This is a genomic window from Caulobacter sp., assembly GCF_017744445.1.
Classification (GTDB): Bacteria; Pseudomonadota; Alphaproteobacteria; order Caulobacterales; family Caulobacteraceae; genus Caulobacter.
On sequence record NZ_JAGIBH010000011.1, the window covers coordinates 240,488 to 261,168 of the forward strand.

The window sequence follows — 20,681 nt, forward strand, 5'->3', positions numbered from 1 at the left end:
ATAAGGGCGTGTTCGCATCGATCGGCGCGCCCCTTCTTCGACTTGCGCAGCAGGAATGGGAAACGCCGGATGAGCGACGCGGAACGCAAGACCTTCACGGATGAGGAGGCCTTGGCCTTCCACCGTTACCCCCAGCCGGGCAAGCTGGCGGTGACCCCGACCAAGCCGATGGCGACCCAGCGCGACCTGTCGCTGGCCTATTCGCCCGGCGTAGCCGTTCCCGTGCACGCCATCGCCGCCGACCCTGACGCGGCCTACGAGTACACCTCCAAGGGCAACATGGTCGCCGTCATCAGCAACGGCACGGCCATCCTGGGCCTGGGCGACCTGGGCGCGCTGGCTTCCAAGCCGGTGATGGAGGGCAAGAGCGTCCTCTTCAAGCGCTTCGGCGACGTCGACAGCATCGACATCCTGGTCAGCAGCAAGGATCCCGACGAGATCATCACGGTGGTCAAGAACATCGGGATCACCTTCGGCGGCATCAATCTGGAGGACATCAAGAGCCCCGAGTGCTTCCGCATCGAGACCGAGCTGCAGGACCTGCTCGACATCCCGGTGTTTCACGACGACCAGCACGGCACGGCCATCATCTGCGCCGCCGGCCTGATCAACGCCTGCCACATCACCGGCAAGAAGCTGGAGGACGTGAAGGTCGTGCTGAACGGCCCCGGCGCGGCGGGCATCGCCTCGCTGGAGCTGATCAAGGCCATGGGCGTCCACCCGCAGAACGTCATCGCGGTGGACAGCAAGGGCGTGCTCTACGAGGGCCGCACCGAAGGCATGAACCAGTGGAAGAGCGCCCACGCGGTCAAGACCGACAAAAGGACACTCGCTGAAGCCGTCGCCGGCGCCGACGTGCTGCTGGGTCTGTCGGCCAAGGGCGCCTTCACCCCCGAGATGATCGCCTCGATGGCCCCCAACCCGGTCATCTTCGCCATGGCCAATCCCGATCCGGAGATCACCCCGGAAGAGGTCCACGCGATCCGCAAGGACGCGATCATGGGCACGGGCCGCAGCGACTATCCCAACCAGGTCAACAACGTTCTGGGCTTCCCCTACATCTTCCGCGGCGCCCTCGATGTTCGCGCTCGTCGTGTGAACCACGAGATGAAGATCGCCTGCGCCCAGGCCCTGGCCATGCTGGCCCGCGAGGACGTGCCGGACGAGGTGGCCGCCGCCTATCACGGCCGCCAGCTGAAGTTCGGCCCCGACTACATCATCCCCTCGGCCTTCGACCCACGCCTGATCTGGTACGTGCCGCCGTTCGTGGCCCAGGCGGCCATGGACACGGGCGTGGCCCGCAAGCCGATCGCCGACATGGACGCCTATCGCGCGGGCCTGGCCCAGCGCCTCGACCCCACCGCTGGCTTCCTGCAGAAGATCTCCGGCTCGGTCCTGGCCAACCCCAAGCGCATCGTGTTCGCCGAAGGCGAGGATCCCAGCGTGATCCGCGCCGCCTACGCCTTCCAGACCGGCGGCTACGGCAAGGCCATCCTGTGCGGTCGCGAGAACCTGGTGCACGAGAACATGAGGCTGGTGGGCCTGGACCCCGAGACCGTGGGCCTGGAGATCATCAACGCCCGCCTGTCGGACCGTAATCCCGACTATGTCGACGCCCTGTATCATCGCCTCCAGCGCCAGGGTTACCTGAAGCGCGACGTCCAGCGCCTGATCAACCAGGACCGCAACAGCTTCGCCGCCTCGATGGTGGCGCTGGGCGAGGCCGACGGCATGGTCACCGGCGTGACCCGCAGCTTCGACCAGGCCCTGGAAGAGGTGCTGCGCGTCATCGACCCGGCCCCCGGCGGCCGGATCATGGGCATGAGCGTGGTGCTGGCCAAGGGCCGGACCATCTTCGTGGCCGACACCAATGTCACCGAGCTGCCGGAAGCCGACGAGATCGTCGAGATCGCCTGCGAGGCCGCCCGCGCCGTCAAGCGCCTGGGCTTCAAGCCGCGCGTGGCCTTCATGAGTTATTCGACCTTCGGCAACCCGATGGGCCTGCGCTCGGAGAAGGTGCGCGAGGCCGTGGCCATGCTCGACGAGATGGAGGTCGAGTTCGAATACGAGGGCGAAATGCCGCCCGAGCTGGCCCTGGATCCGGAAAAGCGCGCCAACTACCCGTTCATGCGCCTGACCGACAGCGCCAACATCCTGATCATGCCGGCCATCCACTCGGCCTCGATCGCCACCAAGCTGGTGCAGTCGCTGGGCGGGGCCACGGTGATCGGGCCGGTGCTGCTGGGCCTCTCCAAATCGGTGCAGATCGCGCCGCTGTCGGCCTCGGTGTCCAAGATCCTGAACATGGCGCTGATGGCCGCCTACGACCAACCGGTCGAGGTCGCGGCGGAGTAAGCTTCACCACAACCTCCGCGACAGGGCGCCGCAGGGTTCTTCAATCCGTGGCGTCCGGTCCCATCTTGGTTCTGTCGGCAGCAGTAAGCCGACGCGTAAGCCCTCCGGTCGGCGCCATTCCCTTGCGGCGCCGGCCGGCCCTTACCCCTTCGTCTTCTGCGGGTAAGGCGTATCGCCCCGGTCCAGCATGGCGACCAGGTCGGCGATCTTCTTCTTCCGTCCCGCCTCGGTCTTCATGTTGTGGACCCTGAACGCCAGGGCGAAGCGGTTCTGGGCCGACAGCGTTTCCATCATCTCTTTCGCCTTGGGGCTGGCGTCGATCGCCGCCTGCAGGTCGTCCTGGATCTTCATGTCCTGGCCGCTGCCATAGGCGCGGTCCCAGCGGCCATCGGCCTTGGCGGCCTCGACCTCACGCAGGCCGTGCTCGGTCATCCGGCCCTCGTCGATCAGCCGCGCGACATTGTCGACATTGATCTGGCTCCAGATGCTCTTCTTGCCACGCGGCGTGTAGCGCTGGAGGAAACTCTTGTCGTCAAAGCCCTTGCGAACAGCGTCGATCCAGCCCCAGCACAGCACGACATCAATGGCCTGCTTGGCGGTGATCGACGGCAGGCCCGAGCCGACCTTGTGGATCTTGATCCAGGCTTCCGGGGCCTTGTCGTGGTTCTGGGAGAGCCAGGCATAGAAGGCGTCAGCGTCGACGAACTCGTGGACGTGGGCGGGATCGACCTGGATCGGAGCCATCGGGACCTTCGGACGGGGATTGAGGATGCTGTATCCCCGTTCTTTTCGAGACAAAGCCGCGCCGGATCAACGGGTTCTGGAAAAATGCAGCGCGCCAATCATCCGCGTTCGGCGGCGCCCGCATAATCATCCTCACCTGATAGCGCGAAAGGGACGTCCGGCCGGCGACTTGGGCGGCTGTCAGGGGTGGTCGAGCGGGAAGCGCTCGTCGGCGCGGGGAAACTCGCAACTGCATCCCTCCTACGGCGGTCGGCCCTGGAACACAGAAACGACGTGGGATGTCAGGCCGATGAGAGCAACAGGCCCGGGCTGAAATCGCCCGGGCGTTCCGGGACCGGGGTCGTCGCCCCGGCCCGCCCGTCGGGGGCCGACTGTCGGAAGCGGGTTAATACCCCGCGCGCCGCTGGCTCATCGGATAACGGCTACGCGGAGCGCTCTGGCTTCGTCGAAACGGTACACACACTTCACACTCCGGGCGCAGCCCGGCGCTCCGCGGTCCCTTTCATGAACTTCAGCGAGTGATCGCGTGAAGATGCTCCCCCGTGTCACGGGGGAGCTGTCGCGGAGCGACTGAGGGGGCTAGCGCGGCCTATGCCCAGCTCGCCCCCTCCGGCCCTCCGGGCCACCTCCCCCGCATCGCGGGGGAGGATCTATTCCCCCACCTTCAGATTTGCTGCACTTGCATCCCCGCTTCCCCGCACGTAACTCCCCCAGCACCATGACCACGGCCAAGATCTGCGGACTATCGACCCCCGAGACGGTGAAAGCCGCTTTCGACGGCGGGGCGGCGTTCCTGGGTTTCGTCTTCTTCGAGAAGAGCCCGCGCAACCTCACACCCGAAACGGCCGCGCGGCTGATCGAGCCGGTCCGCGGTCGCGGCGTGCGGACCGTCGCCGTCACGGTCGACCCCGACGACGCCCTGATCGACCGCCTGATGGCCACCATGCGCCCCGACCTGATCCAGGTGCACGGCAAGGAGACCCCCTCGCGGGTCCGCGAGATCGCCGCCCGCGCCGGCGTCGGCGTCATCAAGGCCTTCTCCGTGTCCGCCTCCGCCGATGTCGACCAGGCGAGCGCCTTCGACACCGTCGCCGAGCACCTGATGTTCGACGCCAAGCCCGTGGAAGGTTCCGCCCTGCCTGGCGGCACAGGCGCACGGTTCGACTGGGGACTGCTGGCCGGCCGGCGCTTTTCTCGCCCGCATTTCCTGGCCGGAGGGCTGGATCCGTGGAACGTCTCCGAGGCCGTTAAGGTCTCCGGAACCCCGATTGTGGACGTTTCTTCTGGCGTGGAGCGCGGTCCCGGCCTAAAGGACCCCGCTCTGATCACGGCGTTTCTCGACGCCGTCAAACGCGCGTAGCTGTTGGATGAGCCTTTGAACGCCCCCCAAAAGCCTAACGATTGGTCCGCCTATCCGGACGCCAAGGGCCGCTTCGGCGACTATGGCGGCCTCTATGTGGCCGAGACGCTGATGCCGCTCGTGCTCGAGCTGGACCGCGCCTACACCGAGGCCAAGAACGATCCGGAGTTCCAGAAGGAGCTGCGCGGCTACCTGACCCACTATGTGGGCCGCCCGTCGCCGCTCTATTTCGCCGAGCGCCTGTCCAAGCACCTGGGCGGCGCGAAGATCTATTTCAAGCGCGAAGAGCTGAACCACACCGGCGCGCACAAGATCAACAACTGCATGGGCCAGATCCTGCTGGCCCAGCGCATGGGCAAGAGCCGGATCATCGCCGAGACGGGCGCTGGCCAGCATGGCGTGGCCTCGGCCACGGTGACGGCCCGCTTCGGCCTGCCCTGCGTTGTCTATATGGGCGCCGTCGACGTCGCCCGGCAGAAGCCCAACGTCTTCCGCATGAACCTCCTGGGCGCCGAAGTGCGTCCGGTGACCTCGGGCGCGGCGACCCTCAAGGACGCCATGAATGAGGCGATGCGGGACTGGGTCACCAACGTCGAAGACACCTACTACATGATCGGCACCGCCGCCGGTCCGCACCCCTATCCGGCCATGGTCCGCGACTTCCAGGCGGTGATCGGCAGCGAAACCCGCGAGCAGATCCAGGAGCTGGAAGGGCGTTTGCCCGACGCCGTCGTCGCCTGCGTGGGCGGTGGTTCGAACGCCATCGGCATGTTCCACCCGTTCCTGGCCGACGAGAGCGTCAAGATCTACGGCGTCGAGGCCTCGGGCCACGGCCTGGAGACCGACAAGCACGCCGCGTCCCTGACCGGCGGCCGCCCGGGCGTCCTGCACGGCAACAAGACCTACCTGCTGCAGGACGAGGACGGCCAGATCCAGGACGCCCACTCGATCTCGGCGGGCCTGGACTATCCGGGCATCGGTCCGGAGCACTCGTTCCTGCACGACATCGGCCGGGCCCAGTACCTGACCTGCACCGACGACGAAGCCCTGAAGGCCTTCCAGCTGTGCGCCGAGCTCGAGGGCATCATTCCGGCCCTGGAAAGCGCCCACGCCCTGGCCAAGCTGCCTCAGCTGGCCAAGGAGATCGGCGAGGGCGGCGTGATCGTGCTGTGCCTGTCGGGCCGGGGCGACAAGGACATCTTCACCGTGGCGGATGCCTTGGGGCGTTCGATTTAAGCATGGTGATCTCCCTCAATCCGATCTTCCCGGCGAAAGCCGGGACCCAGATTCAGCCCGAGCGGCTGGTGGGCTTCACCTGGGCCCCGGCTGTCGCCGGGGAAACGGGGAAGGGTAAGGCCGACGCTCCTGAGGTGGGAAACTAAGTGACCAAGGATCGTATCGATCGTCGTTTCGCGGCGCTGAAGGCCGAGGGCCGCGCCGCTTTCGTGGCCTATGTCATGGCCGGGGATCCGGACGCGGCGACCGCGCTGGACATCGTCAAGGGCCTGCCGGCGGCCGGCGCCGACCTGATCGAGCTGGGCTTCCCGTTCTCGGACCCGATGGCCGAGGGGCCGACCATCCAGCGCGCCAGTCAGCGCGCCCTGGCCCAGAAGATGACCCTGAACGGCACGCTGGACATCGTCCGGGCGTTCCGCGAAGGCGACCAGGACACACCGATCATCCTGATGGGCTATCTGAACCCGCTGGTGAACCGCGGTTTCGAAACCTTCGCCAAGCAGGCCAATGAGGCCGGCGTCGATGGCCTGATCGTCGTCGACTGTCCGCCGGAAGAAGCCGATCCGCTGTCGGACGCGCTGGAAGCCGAAGGCCTGTCGCTGATCCGCCTGGCGTCGCCGACGACGGACGACAAGCGCCTGCCGGCCGTGATCCGCCGCACCTCGGGCTTTGTCTATTACGTCTCGGTCGCCGGTGTGACCGGCGTGAAAGAGGCCGACGCCGATGCGGTGGCCCCGGCCGTCGAGCGCATCCGCAAGGCCTCGGGCCTGCCCGTCGCTGTCGGTTTCGGCATCCGCACGCCCGAGCGCGCCGCCGAGGTGGCCCGCGTGGCCGACGCGGCCGTGGTGGGCTCGGCCCTGGTCGACGAAATTGAGTCGGCGGCCAAGTTGAACGAAAACGTGACCGAGAAGGTTCTTCTCAAGGCGTCGGAGCTGGCTAAGGCTGTGCGATCGGCGCGAGTCGGGACGAAGTGAGGCTCTAAGGCTATGGCTATGGCTGAACCCCAGGACCCGAAAAAGGGCGACAAGAAACAAGCGGCCGATCGCCGTGGCGGCGGCTGGCTGTCGCGGATCGCGCCGGGCGTGCGCGGCGCGTTCGCCAAGCGCGAGACGCCGGAAAACCTCTGGATCAAGTGCCCCGACACGGGCGAGATGATCTTCCGCGCCGACCTGGAGGCGGCCCTGTGGGTCACGCCGGCCGGTCGTCACATGCGGATCGGGCCGGAAGCCCGCTTCAAGTTCACCTTCGACGACGGCCAGTACGAGGCCCTGCCGACCCCGCCGGTCGTCGAGGACCCGCTGCACTTCTCGGACGGCAAGCCCTACAAGGACCGCCTGGCGGCCGCTCGCAAGGCGACCGGCGAGCCGGACGCCATGGCCATCGGCTATGGCAAGGTCGGCGGCGTCGACGCCGTGGTGCTGGTCCAGGACTTCGCCTTCATGGGCGGTTCGCTGGGCATGGCCGCGGGTGAAGGCTTCATCGCCGCCGCCAAGGCCGCGCTGGAACGTCAGGTCCCGCTGATCGCCTACACCGCCGCCGGCGGCGCCCGCATGCAGGAAGGCGCGCTGTCGCTGATGCAGATGGCCCGCACCACGCTGGCGATCAACGAGCTGAAGGACGCGGCCCTGCCGTACGTGGTGGTCCTCACCGACCCGACCACCGGCGGCGTCACCGCCTCCTATGCCATGCTGGGCGACATCCACCTGGCCGAGCCGGGCGCCCTGATCGGCTTCGCCGGCCCGCGCGTCATCGAGCAGACCATCCGCGAGACCCTGCCGCCAGGCTTCCAACGCTCGGAATACCTGGTCGAAAAGGGCATGGTCGACCGCGTCACGCACCGCAAGGAGCTGCCGCAGGTGCTGGGCTCGATGCTCGGCACCCTGATGATGGGCCGCAACCGCAAGGCGGCTTAAGCCGCCTTGAGCGACCATCTCCGCGCCCACGACGCCGCCCTGGCGCGGCTGCAGGCGCTGCATCCCAAGCTGATCGACCTGTCGCTGGACCGGATGCGGCGGCTGTGCGCGGCCTTGGGCGATCCGCAGGACCGTCTGCCGCCGGTGATCCACGTGGCCGGCACCAACGGCAAGGGCTCGACCGTCGCCTATCTGCGGGCCATGGCCGAGGCGGCGGGGCTCAAGGTCCACGTCTTCACCTCGCCGCACCTGGTCCGCTTCGCCGAACGGATCCGCCTGGCCGGGACCCTGATCACCGACGACCACCTGGCCGCCGTGCTGGACCGCGTCGAGGCGGCAAACGCCGGCCAGGAAATCACCTTCTTCGAGATCACCACGGCCGCGGCCTTCGTCGCCTTCGCCGAGGTCCCGGCCGATCTGTGCATCGTCGAGGTCGGGCTGGGCGGGATCCTGGACGCCACCAACGTCGTGACGCCCAAGGTCAGCGTCATCGCTCCGGTCGACATCGATCACCGCGAATTCCTCGGCGACACCCTGGGCAAGATCGCGGTCGAGAAGGCCGGCATCATCAAGCGCGGCGCCCCCGCTGTCTCGGCCCGCCAGCAAGAAGAGGCCGAGACCGTCATCGAAGCCGCCGCCGAAAAGGCCGGCGTTTCGCTCACCCTGATGGGCCGCGACTTCGACGCCTGGAACGAGGGCGGCCGGCTGCTGGTCCAGATGCAGGACCGTCTGCTGGACCTGCCAACGCCGGCGCTGCCCGGCGACCACCAGTTCGCCAATGCCGGCCTGGCCGTCGCGGGGCTGCTGGCCCTGGGCGACGACCGGATCGACGAAGCCGCCATGGGCAGAGGCATCGCCGCCACGGTCTGGCCGGCCCGCTTCCAGCGCCTGACCGCCGGCCCTCTGGCCGAGCGCGCCAAGGCGGCGGGCGCCGACCTCTGGCTGGACGGCGGCCACAATCCGCATGCCGGCCGCGCCGTCTCTCGCGCCGTCGCCGACCTCGCCGCTCGCGACGGCCGGCCGGTGGCGCTGATCTCGGGCCTGCTGGCCAACAAGGACGCCACCGGTTTCTTCGGCGCCTTCCGGGGCGTGGCGGCCAAGGTCTTCACGGTCACCTTCGAAGGCCACGCCGCCGCGACCGCCGCCGACACGGCCGCCGCCGCCGAACTGGCCGGCCTGCGCGCCTCGGCCTGCGACTCGGTGGAGCAGGCGCTGGACAAGGCCCTGGCCATGGACCCGGTCCCCCACGTCCTGATCTGCGGCTCGCTCTACCTGGCCGGCGAGATCCTGGGCATGAGCCCGGAGACTTGGCCTAGCTGACTTGGGCCGACCTGACAGCAAAACGCCCGCCCCGGACTGACCGGGACGGGCGCTTCGAATTCAGCCGTGAAGGCGACTTAGGCCGGTTGGACGCCGGCTTCGTTCAGCCATTCCAGGATCTTCTGCTTGGGCATGGCGCCGACCTTCATCGAGGTCATCTGGCCGTCGCGGAACAGCATCATGGTCGGGATGCCGCGGACGCCGTAGCGCGACGGGGTCGTCGGGCTGTCCTCGATATTGACCTTGGCGACGGTGACGACGTCGGCCAGCTCTTCCGAGATCTGCTCCAGGGCCGGGGCGATCTGCTTACAGGGGCCGCACCACTCGGCCCAGAAGTCGACCAGCACGGGCTTGCTGGCCTTCAGGACGTCGGCTTCGAAGGTGGCGTCGGTCACCGCAACGGTGCTCATGGCTTGCTCCAGTCTGGCGTCACGCGGATCGGCGCGGAGGACGCGGTAAAGGTCAAAATCCGGAATCGTTCCGGACGCTTGCGAAAGATGTAGGAGCCCAGCGCGTCTCCGGCAACGGGATTAGGCCAGGCGGGCCAGGGCGTCGACCATCACCTTTTCTGGAACCGGCATCAGTTTGGGGCCGTCCGTCCATACCAGAGCCGCCTCCACGGTCCGGCCGGGGAACACCTCGCGCAGCACGGCGGCATAGACCGCCATCTGGGCCAGATAGGCCTGGTCAGCGTCTTCGATGCGGTCAGGGGAAGGCCGATTGGTCTTGTAATCGACGACCAGGACACGGGCGTCATCGACCACCAGCCGGTCGACTCGGCCCGAAACGGCCAGGCCCTTGGGCAGGTGCGCGCTGGTTCCGGCCAGGGCGACCTCCGCCCGTGAGCCCGGCCCGAACACGGCGGCGAACCGCGTATCGTCCAGCACGCCGAAGGCGGCGGGGGCCATTTCCTGGCGTTGCTCATCGGTCAGGTCGCGCTCGGCCGACAGCAGTCGCTGGGCCGCGCCGGCGCGCTGGTCCGGCGCGACGTCGGGCAAGAGCTGCAACAGCTTGTGCACGATCTCGCCCCGGCGGTAGCGACCCAGGCCCGAGACCCGCGCCAGCGGCGAGGGGGCCGGGACACGGGCATTGTCCTCGATCCGCGACGGGGCGGCGTAACGGGCGGCTGCCGGTTCGGGCGGGGCTACGGCCTTGATCCAGGCCGGCGCGATCGCCGAGGCGCGGACATCTTCCTCGACACGCGGCGCGGCCGATGGATCGGGGCCGTAACGCAGGAAAGCCGCTTCGCCCTCGCCGATCGTGCGGACATCCGGCGCGATATCGGGATGGGCGAAGGCGTTGCGGGCGGCCGCGTACCAGCCGCCGACCTTGTCATCCTTGGTCCGGGCGTCGATGCGGCCACACAGGATCAGCCGCTCCCGCGCTCGGGTCAGGGCCACGTAGAGCAGCCGCAGGGCTTCCTGGCTTTCCTTCTCCTCGCGCAGCTTGCGGGCGTCGGCCGAGGCCTTGCAGTCGCCCTTGCCGCTGGTCGCCCACAGCAAGCTGCCGTCCTCGGTGACCAGCAGCGGCGAGCCGCCGGCCCCGCGCTTCACCGTGGTCTCGGGCAAGAAGACGATCGGCGCCTCAAGGCCCTTGGAGCCGTGGGCGGTCATCACCCGCACCTCGCGCCGGGCGCCTTCCATCTCGCGCTTCACGACGATGTCGAGCGCCGCGAAGTCGGCGACCAGGGCCTCGAGATCGCGGACGCCACGCTGCTCGGCCTCCATCACCTGGGCCAGGAACTCGTCGAGCGCTTCCTCGGCTTCGGCCCCCAGGCGGGTCAGCACTTTGGCGCGGTGCGAGCGGCCGGCGGCGTCGGTCAGGCCCAGCCAGCCGGCGTAGAACTCGAACGGTTGGCGCTTGCGGCCCTCAGTCAGCGCCCAGTCGAGCACCGTCTGGGCGGCCATCCATTCGGCGCGCTCCTCGGCCCGCCGGCGAAGCTCGGCCCATAGCGTGGCGCGGCGACCCTTGGCCAGGGCGTAGACATCCTCGTCTGTCAGCGCGCAGAACGGCGTCTTCAGCAGGGCCGCCAGGGTCAGGTCATCGTCCGGGAACAGGATGAACCGCCCCAGGGCCAGCAGGTCCTCGAAGGCGATGTGGCTGGACAACGACAGCCGGTCGGCCCCCGCCACCGGCACGCCGCGCCGCTTCAGGGCGCGGATGATCTCCTCGAACAGCACCTTGCGGCGGCGGACCAGGACGAGAATGTCGCCCGCATGGGCGGCGCGGTGGCGGCCGGTCTCCTTGTCGAAGACGGCGTCGCCCCGGGCCAGGATGGCGGCGGTTTCGGCGGCGATAGCTTCGGCCAGACGGCGGTTGGCGCTGTGCTCGCTCTCGGCGTCGACCGGCGCGTCCCAGGCCTCGCGCTCCTCGCCGGGCCGCTCGCGGGTCAGCTGCCACAGGTCGACGCAGCCCGGATGGCCGTGACGGAACAGCTCGTGGCGCACCAGGTCCTGGCCCACCGGCGGCGGCACGCCCTCCCGGGTCTCGGGATCGGAGAACAGGGCGTCGACGAAGCTCAGGATCTCGTGGGTCGAGCGGTACGACACCGTCAGCGGCACGCCCTTGCCGACGGCGCCGACCGCTTCGATGCGAGCGATGTAGCCTTGCGTCTCGATCAGCAGGCGCTGCGGATCGGCGCCCTGGAACGAATAGATCGACTGCTTCTCGTCGCCGACCACGAACAGGGTCCGCTCGGCCCGCCGCTCGCCGCCCCAGCCCTGCGCCGTCTCGCCGGCGAAGAAGTCGGCGGTCAGAGCGCTCAGAATCTCCCACTGCTCGGGCGCGGTGTCCTGGGCCTCGTCCAGCAGGATGTGGTCGATGCCGCCGTCCAGCTTGTAGAGCACCCAGGCCGCCTCGACCTTTTCGGTCAGCAGCACGCGGGTCTTGTCGATCAGGTCGGTGAAGTCCAGCGCGCCCCGCGCCTCCTTTTCGATCCGATGGGATTCGACATAGAGCACCGCCAGCCGCAGGGCGCCCTCGGTGTCCTCGGCCACCTTGGCGGCGCGGACCCGTTCGCGAGCGGCCTCCAGCTTGGCCTGTTCCAGCAGCAGGGCCTCGCGCAGATCCTCGCGGCTCTTCAGGCCCGAGGTCTTGGCCGGCCAGGTCGCGGGCGTGCCGTCGCCGCCTTCGGTGAAGAGCGCGCGCAGGGCCAGGTCCAAGGTCGCGTCCGGATCTCGGGCCACCGCGGCCAGCGCCTCGGCGTTCTTGGCGTCAGCCTTGCCGCCGCCGTCGAACAGCACCGTGGCCGCCGCCCGCCACGCGCCAAGGTCCAGTCGCGCCAAGGCTTGCGCCGCCAGATCGGCCGCCGAGGTCGGCTCATCGAAGCCGCATCGCGCCCAGGCGTCGGCGATGGCTTCCGACAGCCCCCCGCAGCGCCGGACATAGTCCATGATCTGGCCGCGCCGGGTCTCGAAGCCATCGAACATCGCCTCGAAGCTCAGGAAATCCAGCGCCACCGAGAAGCGGGCATAGGCCTCTGAGAACGCATCCTCGTGCGTATCGACCCAGGCGGCCGTGGCCCGGCGGGCGGCGCGGGCGATGGCGGCGCCGGCCTGGTCGTCCATCACGGTGAAGCCGGGCGAGACCCCGGCCTCTAGGGGGAAGCGCCGCAGCAGCTTCTCGCAGAAGGCGTGGATGGTCTGAATCTTCAGGCCGCCCGGCGTCTCCAGGGCCTGGGCGAACAGGGCGCGGGCCTCGGACAGCCGCTTGGCGTCGTAGGTCGCTTCATCCTCGCCGACCAGCTTCATCAGCTCGGCCCGCAGGTCGGCGTCGCTGGTCACCGACCACTTGCCCAGCCGCTCGAACAGGCGCCGCTGCATCTCGGCGGCGGCGGCCTTGGTATAGGTCACGCATAGGATCGCCTCGGGCGCCACCTTGGCCAGCAACAGGCGCGCGACCCGATCGATCAGGGTCTTGGTCTTGCCCGACCCGGCATTGGCCGTGACGAAGGCCGAGATCGCCGGATCGGCGGCGATGCGCTGGGGATCGAAAGCGGTCATTCGCCGTCCCCGTCGTCGCCGCTTGTCGACCATTCGAACACGCGGGCCAGGTGGGCGTAGTCGCCGGGGTGTTCCTTGACGAACTGCGGGGCGACCCTCGAGCGGTAGGGCTCGGCCGGATCGTCGTATCGGGCGATCAGGGTCGAGAGGCCTTCCAGGGCCTTGGTCGCGGCGGCGGTGCTTTCCTCGCCGGCCAGGGCGCGGACCTGCTCTTCGCCCGCCGGCTTGCGGCCGGTAACGCGGACATAGGTCAGGTCGCCGGGCGTCGGCTTGCCCAGGTCCGGGAAGCCGCCGTGCATCAGGATCGCCGCCGTCAGGGTCAGCTGCGGCGAGAAGCCGGTGTCGACCTGCTTCTGCGACGGGGCGGCGCCGGTCTTGTAGTCGAGGATGTGGGCGGTCCCGTCGGCGGTCGGCTCCAGGCGATCGGCCTTGGCGGTCAGGGTGAAGGGGCGGCCATTGATGCTGAGCGACAGCTCGCCGGCGGCCTCGACCACGACCTTGCGGGCCGTGGTCCGGCGATGGCGCTCCCAGTCGGCGACCCACAGGGCGGCTTCGCGGGCCAGGGCCTTTTCGCGGGCCAGGGCCGTGGGCGGCATGCCGGCGGCGACCAGGTGGTCGACATAGAGTTTCTCGAACACCGCCGCCGCGTCGGCCGGCACGGCGTCGGGGAACTGTTCGGCGAAGTCTTCGAAGGCGGCGTGGATGGCCGTGCCTCGGGCGCGTGCTTCGACAGGCTCGTCGGGGCGCTCCAGCGGATAGAGCCGCAGGATGTCGCGGGCCCAGACGCCGTAGGGGTCGCGGGTCAGGGCCTCGACGCGGGTGACGGCCATCTTGCGCGGACGGTCCTCGACCGGCGGGGTCGGGGCCGGGCGGCTGATCGGGGCATAGGGATCGGGCGCATCGAGGGCGCGGACCCAGTCCAGCACGTCGTCACGGCGGGGCAGGGCCAGGCCCGCGCCGGCGGCCAGGGTCTTCAGCCGCCACAGCCAGCGCGACTCGACGGCCGGCGCGCCGCCGCGGCGTTCGCAATGGACCAGCACGACGTCCGGCGCGCTGGCGGCCTGGGCGAAGTCGTGGGCGGTCAGGCCGACGCGGCGCTCGGGCGGCGGCAGGCCCAGGCGGCTCCGCATGGGGCGCGACAGGAACGGATCGATCGGCGCGCCCTGCGGCCAGACGCCTTCCTCCAGCCCGGCCAGCACCAGGCGATCGGCGCGAACCAGGCGGGCCTCGATGGCGCCCAGGATGCGCAGGCGTGGATGGGTGGCGCCGCCGACGCGGACGGTCTCCTCGTTGACCAGGCGGTCGAGGATGTCGGCAAAGGCCTGGGGCGAGGCGTCGGGCAGGGGCTCGCCGTCCTGGATCAGCGCCGCCATCAGCCCGCCCAGGCTCTCGCCCGCGCCGCCGGCCCACAGGCGGCTCGTGGCGATCAGGGCTTCCAGCGCCTCGACGATGGCTTGGGCGGCGCGGCAGGGCGGGGCGAAGCCGTCGGCATAGACGGACGCGGCGTGATCGACGGCGGCCAGGACGCGGTCGCATAGGGCCAGGGCTTCGGGCGCGTCCTTCAGGCGGGCGCGCAGCACGTCCTTGGAGCCTGGCGCGGCGCCGCGCAGCCCTCGGCGTTCCAACATCGCGGCGGCGGGGGCCTCGTCTTCGCCCAGCACCAGCGGATGCTTGGCGAAGGCCAGCAGGCGGACGGGATTGAGCGGCTCCTCGACCAGCCGCGCCAGGTGCAGGGCCAGGATCGCCGAGCCGGCGGCGGCCAGGGGCGCGCCGGCCGAGCTGTCGGGGATGACGCCCCAGCGCTGCAGGCGGGTCATCACCCGGCGGGCCAGGGTCTGGTCGGGCGTGACCAGGGCGGCGGTCTTGTCCGGGGTCTCCAGCGCCTCGCGCAGCAGCAAGGCGCAGGCGCCAGCGGCTTCCTCTTCGGCGCGGGCGGCGATGACCGAGAAGCCGGTCAGGCCCTCGGCGATCGGGTCCAAGCCGGGGGCTTCCGCGCGCAGGGCGGCGATCTGGGCCAGCCAGTCGGCGGTGGCCTCGGCCGGGCGCAGGGCCTCGTTGACGATGCGGCGACGCCAGCGGCCTCGGCTGTCGACATCGGGCGCCCAGGCGCGGACGTCGGCGCGCGAGACGCCGGCGCGGTCCAGCAGGCGCTTCATCGCGCCCTGCGGATGCTGCTCGCCGGGCGTGCCTTCGATGCGGGCCCAGGCGCTGTCGGCGAGGTCCTCGTCCAGGCCGGGTAGGACCACGGCCCCCTTGGGCGCGGCGGCGACGACGCGCAACAGATCGGCGGTGGCCGGCGCCGTGCCGGTCGAGCCAGCGGCGACCAGAACCTCGGTCGGCGGATCGTTCTTCCACTGCGTCTCCAGGGCGCGCAGCAGGCGGACGCGGCGCTCAGAGACGTCGATCAAGCCCAAGGCGTCCAGCCGCTTGGGCCAGGCGCTCAGCACCGCCTTCAGGAAGCGGGCCGAGACCTGCCAGTGCTGGGCGAGATCCCCTTCGGCCAGGCCGTCCAGCCGGTCCTCGAATTCGATCTCTTCGATCTGGCAGCTGTCGAGGAATTCCGACAGGGCCTTGGCCAGCTCCAGGGCCTGGACCGGGCCGGGTTTGAACGACAGCTTGTCGCCGTGATCGACGACCAGCCGCGCCAGCTCGAACCGGCGGCGGCGCGAGGAGATGCCGGGGGGCAGGTCCAGGGCCAGGTCGCCGGGCTCGAACGGCGGTTCGCCTTCTTCCAGGTCACCCAGCGGCCGGATCTGCGGCAGCAGCAAAGCGCGCCCGCCGCCGACGGCCAGGAAGGCGTCGGCCAGGGCGCGGGCGCCGCGGCGGGTGGGGGTCAGGACGGTGGCGCGCGGCAGGGCCTCGGGACCCAGCGGCTCCAGCGTGTTCAGCAGGCCGCGCGCCAGGTCGTCGACGAACGGGCGATGGGCGGGGATCGAGAACCAGCGCGGCCCCTCACGCTCGAAGAAAGGGGCCGGTCCGCTCATCTCTCGGAGAGCTTGGCTTCGGCCGCCAACTTGGCTTCGGGATCGCCCACATGCATCCAGAGCCCGTTGGGGGCGACGCCATGGACACGATGGTCGGCGGCTAGGCGCTTCCACAGCGGCAACAGCGAGAACGGCCCCTCCGGCCCGTCAGCGGTGATCGCCGGCTTGCAGATGTGGACGCCGACGTAGACGAGCGGGGCCATCTCGCCGGCGTCCTTGAAGCGGACCACGCCATCATTGAGGAATACGTCGCCGGTATCATGGAAGCCCAGCGAGCCCGAGGTCGAGGCCAGCATCAGGCACACGTCCATCTTGGCGGGATCCCAGGCCGAGGCAACCGCGTTGACGGCCGCGCCGCCGTGCTCGATCCAGACGGAGTCGATGTTGGCTACGAACACGGGACCTTCGCCCAGCAGCGGCAGGGCGTGCTTGATGCCGCCGCCAGTCTCCAGCGCCTGGGCGCGTTCGTCGGAGATGACGATCTTCGGACCCAGCCCTTTGGCCTCACGGGCCTTCAGGTGGGCTTCGACCAGGTCGGCGAAGTAGTGGACATTGACCACGGCGGTCTCGACCCCGGCGGCCGCCAGGCGGTCCAGCATGTGGTCGATCAGCGCCTTGCCGTGCACCTCGACCAGGGCCTTGGGGCGGTCGTTGGTCAGGGGGCGCATGCGCGTGCCGAGGCCGGCGGCCAGCACCATCGCAATCTTGGGAGCCATTTGGGGGCCGCTCATCGACGCGTCTCCACCGGCACGTACTGGTCGAACCAGGCCTTCAGGTCGGCCAGCGCCGGATCGGCGAAGCAGACGTCCAGATAGACCCACAGGCGCGGGATGAAGTCGGCATAGCGGGGCTTGCCGTCGCGGGTCACCAGGCGAGCGAAGATGCCCAGGATCCGGATGATGTTGAGCGCGCCCAGCGCGTGATAGTCGGCCAGGAAAGCGGTGCGGTCCAGCTCGGGCCGAGCGGCCAGATAGCGCTCCAGGCTGGCGGCTTCGCGCTCGGGCGAGACGGTGCGGCGGGCGTCGTGCAGCAGCATCGACAGGTCCCAGGCCGGATGGGCCAGGACGGCGTCCTGGAAGTCCAGCATGCCGACGCGCGCGGCGCCCTCGCGCTGCGGCAGCCAGATCAGGTTCTCGGCGTGATAGTCGCGGTGGCAGAAGACGGTCGCGCCGGCTTCGCCAAGGCTGCGGATCGGGGCCCAGATGGCTTCCCATTCGGCCAGCGCCGCGGCGTCGAAAGTGATGTCGCGGAACTTGGGCTGCCACTCGACGAAGATGTCGTGGGCGGTCTTGAGGGCCAGGTCGTCGTACTTCAGCAGCGGCCAGGTCGAGCCGTCGAAGGCCAGCACGTCCGGCGTCGGCGCGGCGTGGATGGCCAGCAGGCCGTCGATGGCGGCGTCGTACAGCGGGGCCTCGTCGGTTCCGGTCTCGATCAGGCGGGCATAGAGGTCGTCACCCAGATCCTCCAGGACGGCGAGGCCGATCGCGGCGTCGGCGGCCAGCACCTTGGGGGCCGACAGGCCCTGGGCGTTCAGCCAGCCGGCGCAGGCGACGAAGGCGTCCACCCGGCCGGCGGCCAGGCGGGCCAGGGCGTTGTAGCCGAGCGCGGCGCGTTCCGCTGGCGTGGCGTCCGGCGGGCAGGGCGCGGTCTCGACCGACGGCGGCTGGTCCATGAAGATGAAGGTGGCTCCACCTTCACGATGCAGGCGCTCGTAGGACCGCGTCGAAGCGTCGCCGCCCAGGCTCTCGCGGCGGACGTCGCCGAAGCCGTGGGCTTCCAGGAACGCGGCCTTCGTCGTCTCACGCTCAGAACTCAAGGTCACGTCCTTCGAAACCGCCGTGCGCCACGATGACGGCGCGCCGTGCGTCGCCGTCCAGGGCGATGTCTATATCGAGCCGAGTCGCGGGCAAACGCCCTTCGAGCCGCTGCGGCCACTCGATCAACGCAACGCCGCCGTCCAGGGCTTCGTCCAGGCCGATCTCATAGGCCTCGTCGGGGTCCGACAGGCGGTAGAGGTCGAAATGGGCCAGGGGGAAATCGGCCGTCTCGTAGAACTGCACCAGGGTGAAGGTCGGGCTGGGCACTTCTTCGTCCGGCGTCGTCAGGGCGCGGATCAGGGCGCGGGCCAGGGTCGACTTGCCGGCGCCCAGCGGGCCGGTCAGGCATAGGGCGTCGCCGGGGCGTAGAGAAGCAGCGAGTTTGCGCCCCAGGTCCTGGGTCGCGGCCTCGTCGGGTAGGAACAAGGAAGTCACGTCAGTTGGCCTGTCGGATCGTTCGGCAGCTGGCGCTCCACATAGCGCTTCAGCGTCTCCGTGGCCTCTCCCGCGTCGCCGGGCAAGGCCTCGGCGTCGATCGGCGCCCCGATGATCAGCGAAAACGGCCGGCCCTTCTTGTTCAGCAGCTCGTGGAACAGCGTGATGTCGCGCAGCTCCTTCCAGCGCTTGTCGAACAGGTGGAACAGGGTCGACCAGGGGCCGGTCAGGTGGATCGGGACGATCGGCGCGTTGTACTTGCGGGCGATAGACACCGCCGAGGCCATCCAGGGCGGATCGGTGAGAAGGCCGTCCTCGCCCTTCACCGCCAGGCGGCCGGCCGGGAAGATCATCAGGGCGCGCTCGGCCTCCATCGCCTCGCGGGTCATCGACAGGGTCAGGCGCATGCGCTCGCGGCTGCGCTTTTCCTCGACCCACTCGACCGGGATCAGCACCTCGTCGAAGTGGCGGCACAACCGGTGGGCGTCGGCATTGGCGTAGAAGACGACGTCCGGCCGTCGAGCCTTGATGGCGTCATAGACCGCCACCCCGTCACCGATGCCGGTCGGATGGTTGCAGACCACGACGACCCGGCCGGTCGCGGGCAGGTCCTTCAGGCCCGAGACCTCGACCTTCAGCGCCAAGAGCTCGGAGACATGATCCAGCGCCGCCCGGCCGCCCAGTTGGCAGATGTGCTCGGCCATCCGCCGGGCCTTCTTATAGTCCAGCAGCCTGTAGAGTCCCGGCCGGACCAGCGGCCAGATCGCCGACGACGTGAGGCGGGGCGCGCGCTCGGCGATCAGCGTGTCGATGATGTGGGGCTGCGGCGTCTGTCGCGCGTACCCGACGGCCGGAACATGAACCATCTTAGGAGCTTAGGCTGCGTCGCCGGGCCTGTCAGCATGAGGGTGACGCATGGGCGGGCTTCCCTTGGCGACCCTCACGCGCTAACCGCACTGGCGATGCCGACTTCCCTTCGCACCGCCTATCGCGAGCGCCTGGCCCAGGGCGAGATCAAGCCCGATGTGGCTCAGGCCGCCGCCGTCGAGGCGCTGTCGCGGCTGGAGGCCGACCTGGACAATGCCGGCGAGCCCGGATTCTCGCTGTTCGGCCGCAAGCCCAAGAGCCAGCGGGGCGTCTACCTGTGGGGACCGGTCGGGCGCGGCAAGTCCATGCTGATGGACCTGTTCTTCGACAGCGCCCCGGTCACAAAGAAGCGCCGCATCCACTTCCACGCCTTCATGGCCGAGGTACATGCCGACATCGACGCCTGGCGCAAGGGCGACGCGGCGGCGCGCAAGGCGCGCTTTGGCCAGCACAAGGGCGACGACCCCATCGCGCCGACCGCCGAGCTGATCGCCCAGAATGCCCGCCTGCTGTGCTTCGACGAGCTGCAGGTCACCGACATCGCCGACGCCATGATCCTGGGTCGGTTGTTCGAGGCCCTGTTCGCGCGGGGCGTCACCCTGGTGGCCACCTCGAACCGGCCGCCGGACGACCTCTATAAGGACGGCCTCAACCGCCAGCTCTTCACGCCGTTCATCGCCATGCTGAAGGAGGCGATGGACATCGTCGCCATCCGGGGGCCGGTCGACTTCCGCCTGGACCGCCTGCGCGCGGCCCGCACCTGGCTGGCCCCGAACGACAAGGCCAATCAGGCCGAGTTCGAGCGGCTATGGGCCGACATGCTGGACGGCGCGGCCGAGACCGGCGCGACGCTGGAGGTGCTGGGCCGCAAGATGCGCCTGCCGCGCGCCGCCGGCGGGATGCTGCGCTCGTCGTTCGCCAGCCTGTGCCAGCAGGCGCTGGGCCCGCAGGACTACCTGGCCGTGGCCGAGCGCTTCCACACCATCTTCCTGGAAGACATCCCGATGCTGTCGCCGGCCCGGCGCGACGCGGCCAAGCGCTTCAACACCCTTATTGACGCGCTTTACGAGGCCGACGCCAAGCTGGTGGCCCTGGCTGACGCCGAGCCCGAGGCGCTGTATCCCGAAGGCGACGGGGCCTTCGAGTTCGAGCGCACGGTCTCGCGCCTGCAGGAGATGCGGTCGGCCGACTATGTGGCCCGCGTTCGCGACTAGCTACTCGCAGCGCACCGAGAAGACGCTGCTGGCGCCCTTCTTGTCGGTCCGCACGAAGCGGATGCAGGCCCTGACGGTCTTGCCCAGCTTCATCACGACCTGGCCGCCGTCTTCATAGCCGCAGACCAGGTGCGGGACGCGGCCAGCCTTGTGGATGTCGCCGAGCATCCAGTAGGTGCGCAGCAGGCCGTTCTTTTCCTTGCCCTCTTCGGGGCGCAGTTCGACCATGCCTTCCGGCGGGCCGTCGAACAGCGAGGCGGCGTTCAGCGCCTTGCTCTTCTGCGACGCGGGGCAGGACATCTGCACCGCGTGGGCGGCGGTGGCGGTCATCATCGTCCCGACCGCGATCATCGACAGCAGATAACGGCGCATGGATCCTCCCCAGGTTTTGCGACCACCTTTGGTAGGCCTTGTTTCCGCCCAGCGCGACCCTTA

General features: G+C 69.5%; 16 protein-coding genes. 7 read left to right on the forward strand and 9 right to left on the reverse strand.

Annotated elements, in window-relative coordinates; translation table 11 throughout:
* Nucleotides 1–69: 69 nt before the first annotated feature.
* Nucleotides 70–2,355 (forward strand): NADP-dependent malic enzyme, encoded by a 2,286-nt coding sequence (locus J7528_RS17375; RefSeq protein WP_291876882.1) that lies wholly within the window; start codon nt 70–72, stop codon nt 2,353–2,355.
* 141 nt (nt 2,356–2,496) lie between these two features.
* Here J7528_RS17375 and J7528_RS17380 read toward each other — a convergent pair whose 3' ends face one another.
* A complete protein-coding gene (locus J7528_RS17380) occupies nt 2,497–3,099 on the reverse strand; it encodes a YdeI/OmpD-associated family protein (RefSeq protein ID WP_291876884.1) in 603 nt (200 codons plus the stop codon).
* Nucleotides 3,100–3,817: 718 nt separating this feature from the next.
* On the opposite strand from J7528_RS17380, the gene J7528_RS17385 reads away from it, so the two are divergent.
* The 5 genes from J7528_RS17385 (at nt 3,818) to J7528_RS17405 (ending at nt 8,928) form a co-directional block, all read left to right on the forward strand.
* Nucleotides 3,818–4,459: a phosphoribosylanthranilate isomerase gene (locus tag J7528_RS17385; RefSeq protein WP_291876885.1), complete on the forward strand. Its 642-nt coding sequence runs from the start codon at nt 3,818–3,820 to the stop codon at nt 4,457–4,459.
* Between the two features lie 15 nt (nt 4,460–4,474).
* Nucleotides 4,475–5,695 carry a tryptophan synthase subunit beta gene (trpB, locus tag J7528_RS17390; protein WP_291876887.1) on the forward strand — a complete coding sequence of 407 codons (1,221 nt, stop codon included), beginning with the start codon at nt 4,475–4,477 and terminating at the stop codon, nt 5,693–5,695.
* A gap of 146 nt (nt 5,696–5,841) precedes the next feature.
* Nucleotides 5,842–6,669, forward strand: coding sequence for a tryptophan synthase subunit alpha (gene trpA, locus J7528_RS17395; RefSeq protein ID WP_291876888.1), 828 nt, complete (start codon nt 5,842–5,844; stop codon nt 6,667–6,669).
* A gap of 12 nt (nt 6,670–6,681) precedes the next feature.
* A complete protein-coding gene (locus J7528_RS17400) occupies nt 6,682–7,608 on the forward strand; it encodes an acetyl-CoA carboxylase carboxyltransferase subunit beta (protein ID WP_291876891.1) in 927 nt (308 codons plus the stop codon).
* Nucleotides 7,609–7,614: 6 nt separating this feature from the next.
* Nucleotides 7,615–8,928 (forward strand): folylpolyglutamate synthase/dihydrofolate synthase family protein, encoded by a 1,314-nt coding sequence (locus J7528_RS17405; protein ID WP_291876892.1) that lies wholly within the window; start codon nt 7,615–7,617, stop codon nt 8,926–8,928.
* 77 nt (nt 8,929–9,005) lie between these two features.
* On the opposite strand, the gene trxA is transcribed toward J7528_RS17405, so the two are convergent.
* The 7 genes from trxA to J7528_RS17440 all read right to left on the reverse strand — a co-directional run bounded on the left by trxA (nt 9,006) and on the right by J7528_RS17440 (nt 19,031).
* On the reverse strand, nt 9,006–9,338 hold the full coding sequence (gene trxA, locus J7528_RS17410; RefSeq protein ID WP_291876896.1) for a thioredoxin: 333 nt from the start codon (nt 9,336–9,338) through the stop codon (nt 9,006–9,008).
* A gap of 120 nt (nt 9,339–9,458) precedes the next feature.
* Nucleotides 9,459–12,929, reverse strand: a complete 3,471-nt coding sequence (gene addA, locus J7528_RS17415) for a double-strand break repair helicase AddA (RefSeq protein WP_291876898.1) — start codon at nt 12,927–12,929, stop codon at nt 9,459–9,461.
* Nucleotides 12,926–15,913, reverse strand: a complete 2,988-nt coding sequence (addB, locus tag J7528_RS17420) for a double-strand break repair protein AddB (RefSeq protein ID WP_291876899.1) — start codon at nt 15,911–15,913, stop codon at nt 12,926–12,928. Before addB ends, addA begins: the two co-directional genes overlap by 4 nt.
* Nucleotides 15,910–16,629: an N-acetylmuramate alpha-1-phosphate uridylyltransferase MurU gene (gene murU, locus J7528_RS17425; protein WP_291876948.1), complete on the reverse strand. Its 720-nt coding sequence runs from the start codon at nt 16,627–16,629 to the stop codon at nt 15,910–15,912. The genes addB and murU overlap by 4 nt, the downstream gene beginning before the upstream one ends.
* 11 nt (nt 16,630–16,640) lie before the next feature.
* Entirely contained in the window at nt 16,641–17,735 is a 1,095-nt protein-coding gene (gene amgK, locus J7528_RS17430) for an N-acetylmuramate/N-acetylglucosamine kinase AmgK (protein WP_291876902.1), read from the reverse strand.
* The gene (gene tsaE / locus J7528_RS17435; RefSeq protein WP_291876904.1) at nt 17,719–18,165 is read right to left on the reverse strand and encodes a tRNA (adenosine(37)-N6)-threonylcarbamoyltransferase complex ATPase subunit type 1 TsaE; all 447 of its coding nucleotides are present in this window, start codon (nt 18,163–18,165) and stop codon (nt 17,719–17,721) included. Before tsaE ends, amgK begins: the two co-directional genes overlap by 17 nt.
* A complete protein-coding gene (locus J7528_RS17440; RefSeq protein ID WP_291876905.1) occupies nt 18,162–19,031 on the reverse strand; it encodes a 1-acyl-sn-glycerol-3-phosphate acyltransferase in 870 nt (289 codons plus the stop codon). The genes tsaE and J7528_RS17440 overlap by 4 nt, the downstream gene beginning before the upstream one ends.
* Nucleotides 19,032–19,127: 96 nt before the next feature.
* Here J7528_RS17440 and zapE point away from each other — a divergent pair, with 96 nt between their 5' ends.
* Complete coding sequence (gene zapE / locus J7528_RS17445; protein WP_291876906.1) at nt 19,128–20,246, forward strand: cell division protein ZapE; 1,119 nt, start codon at nt 19,128–19,130, stop codon at nt 20,244–20,246.
* On the opposite strand, the gene J7528_RS17450 is transcribed toward zapE, so the two are convergent.
* On the reverse strand, nt 20,247–20,618 hold the full coding sequence (locus tag J7528_RS17450; protein ID WP_291876909.1) for an STY0301 family protein: 372 nt from the start codon (nt 20,616–20,618) through the stop codon (nt 20,247–20,249).
* Between the last annotated feature and the right edge of the window lie 63 nt (nt 20,619–20,681).

Coding starts and splice junctions, on each gene's coding strand:
- zapE (WP_291876906.1), top strand. CDS start 19,128: ATGCCGACTTCCCTTCGCACCGCCTATCGCGAGCGCCTGGCCCAGGGC.
- trxA (WP_291876896.1), bottom strand. CDS start 9,338: ATGAGCACCGTTGCGGTGACCGACGCCACCTTCGAAGCCGACGTCCTG.
- murU (WP_291876948.1), bottom strand. CDS start 16,629: ATGGCTCCCAAGATTGCGATGGTGCTGGCCGCCGGCCTCGGCACGCGC.
- J7528_RS17375 (WP_291876882.1), top strand. CDS start 70: ATGAGCGACGCGGAACGCAAGACCTTCACGGATGAGGAGGCCTTGGCC.
- J7528_RS17400 (WP_291876891.1), top strand. CDS start 6,682: ATGGCTATGGCTGAACCCCAGGACCCGAAAAAGGGCGACAAGAAACAA.
- J7528_RS17380 (WP_291876884.1), bottom strand. CDS start 3,099: ATGGCTCCGATCCAGGTCGATCCCGCCCACGTCCACGAGTTCGTCGAC.
- J7528_RS17385 (WP_291876885.1), top strand. CDS start 3,818: ATGACCACGGCCAAGATCTGCGGACTATCGACCCCCGAGACGGTGAAA.
- J7528_RS17440 (WP_291876905.1), bottom strand. CDS start 19,031: ATGGTTCATGTTCCGGCCGTCGGGTACGCGCGACAGACGCCGCAGCCC.
- addA (WP_291876898.1), bottom strand. CDS start 12,929: ATGACCGCTTTCGATCCCCAGCGCATCGCCGCCGATCCGGCGATCTCG.
- J7528_RS17450 (WP_291876909.1), bottom strand. CDS start 20,618: ATGCGCCGTTATCTGCTGTCGATGATCGCGGTCGGGACGATGATGACC.
- addB (WP_291876899.1), bottom strand. CDS start 15,913: ATGAGCGGACCGGCCCCTTTCTTCGAGCGTGAGGGGCCGCGCTGGTTC.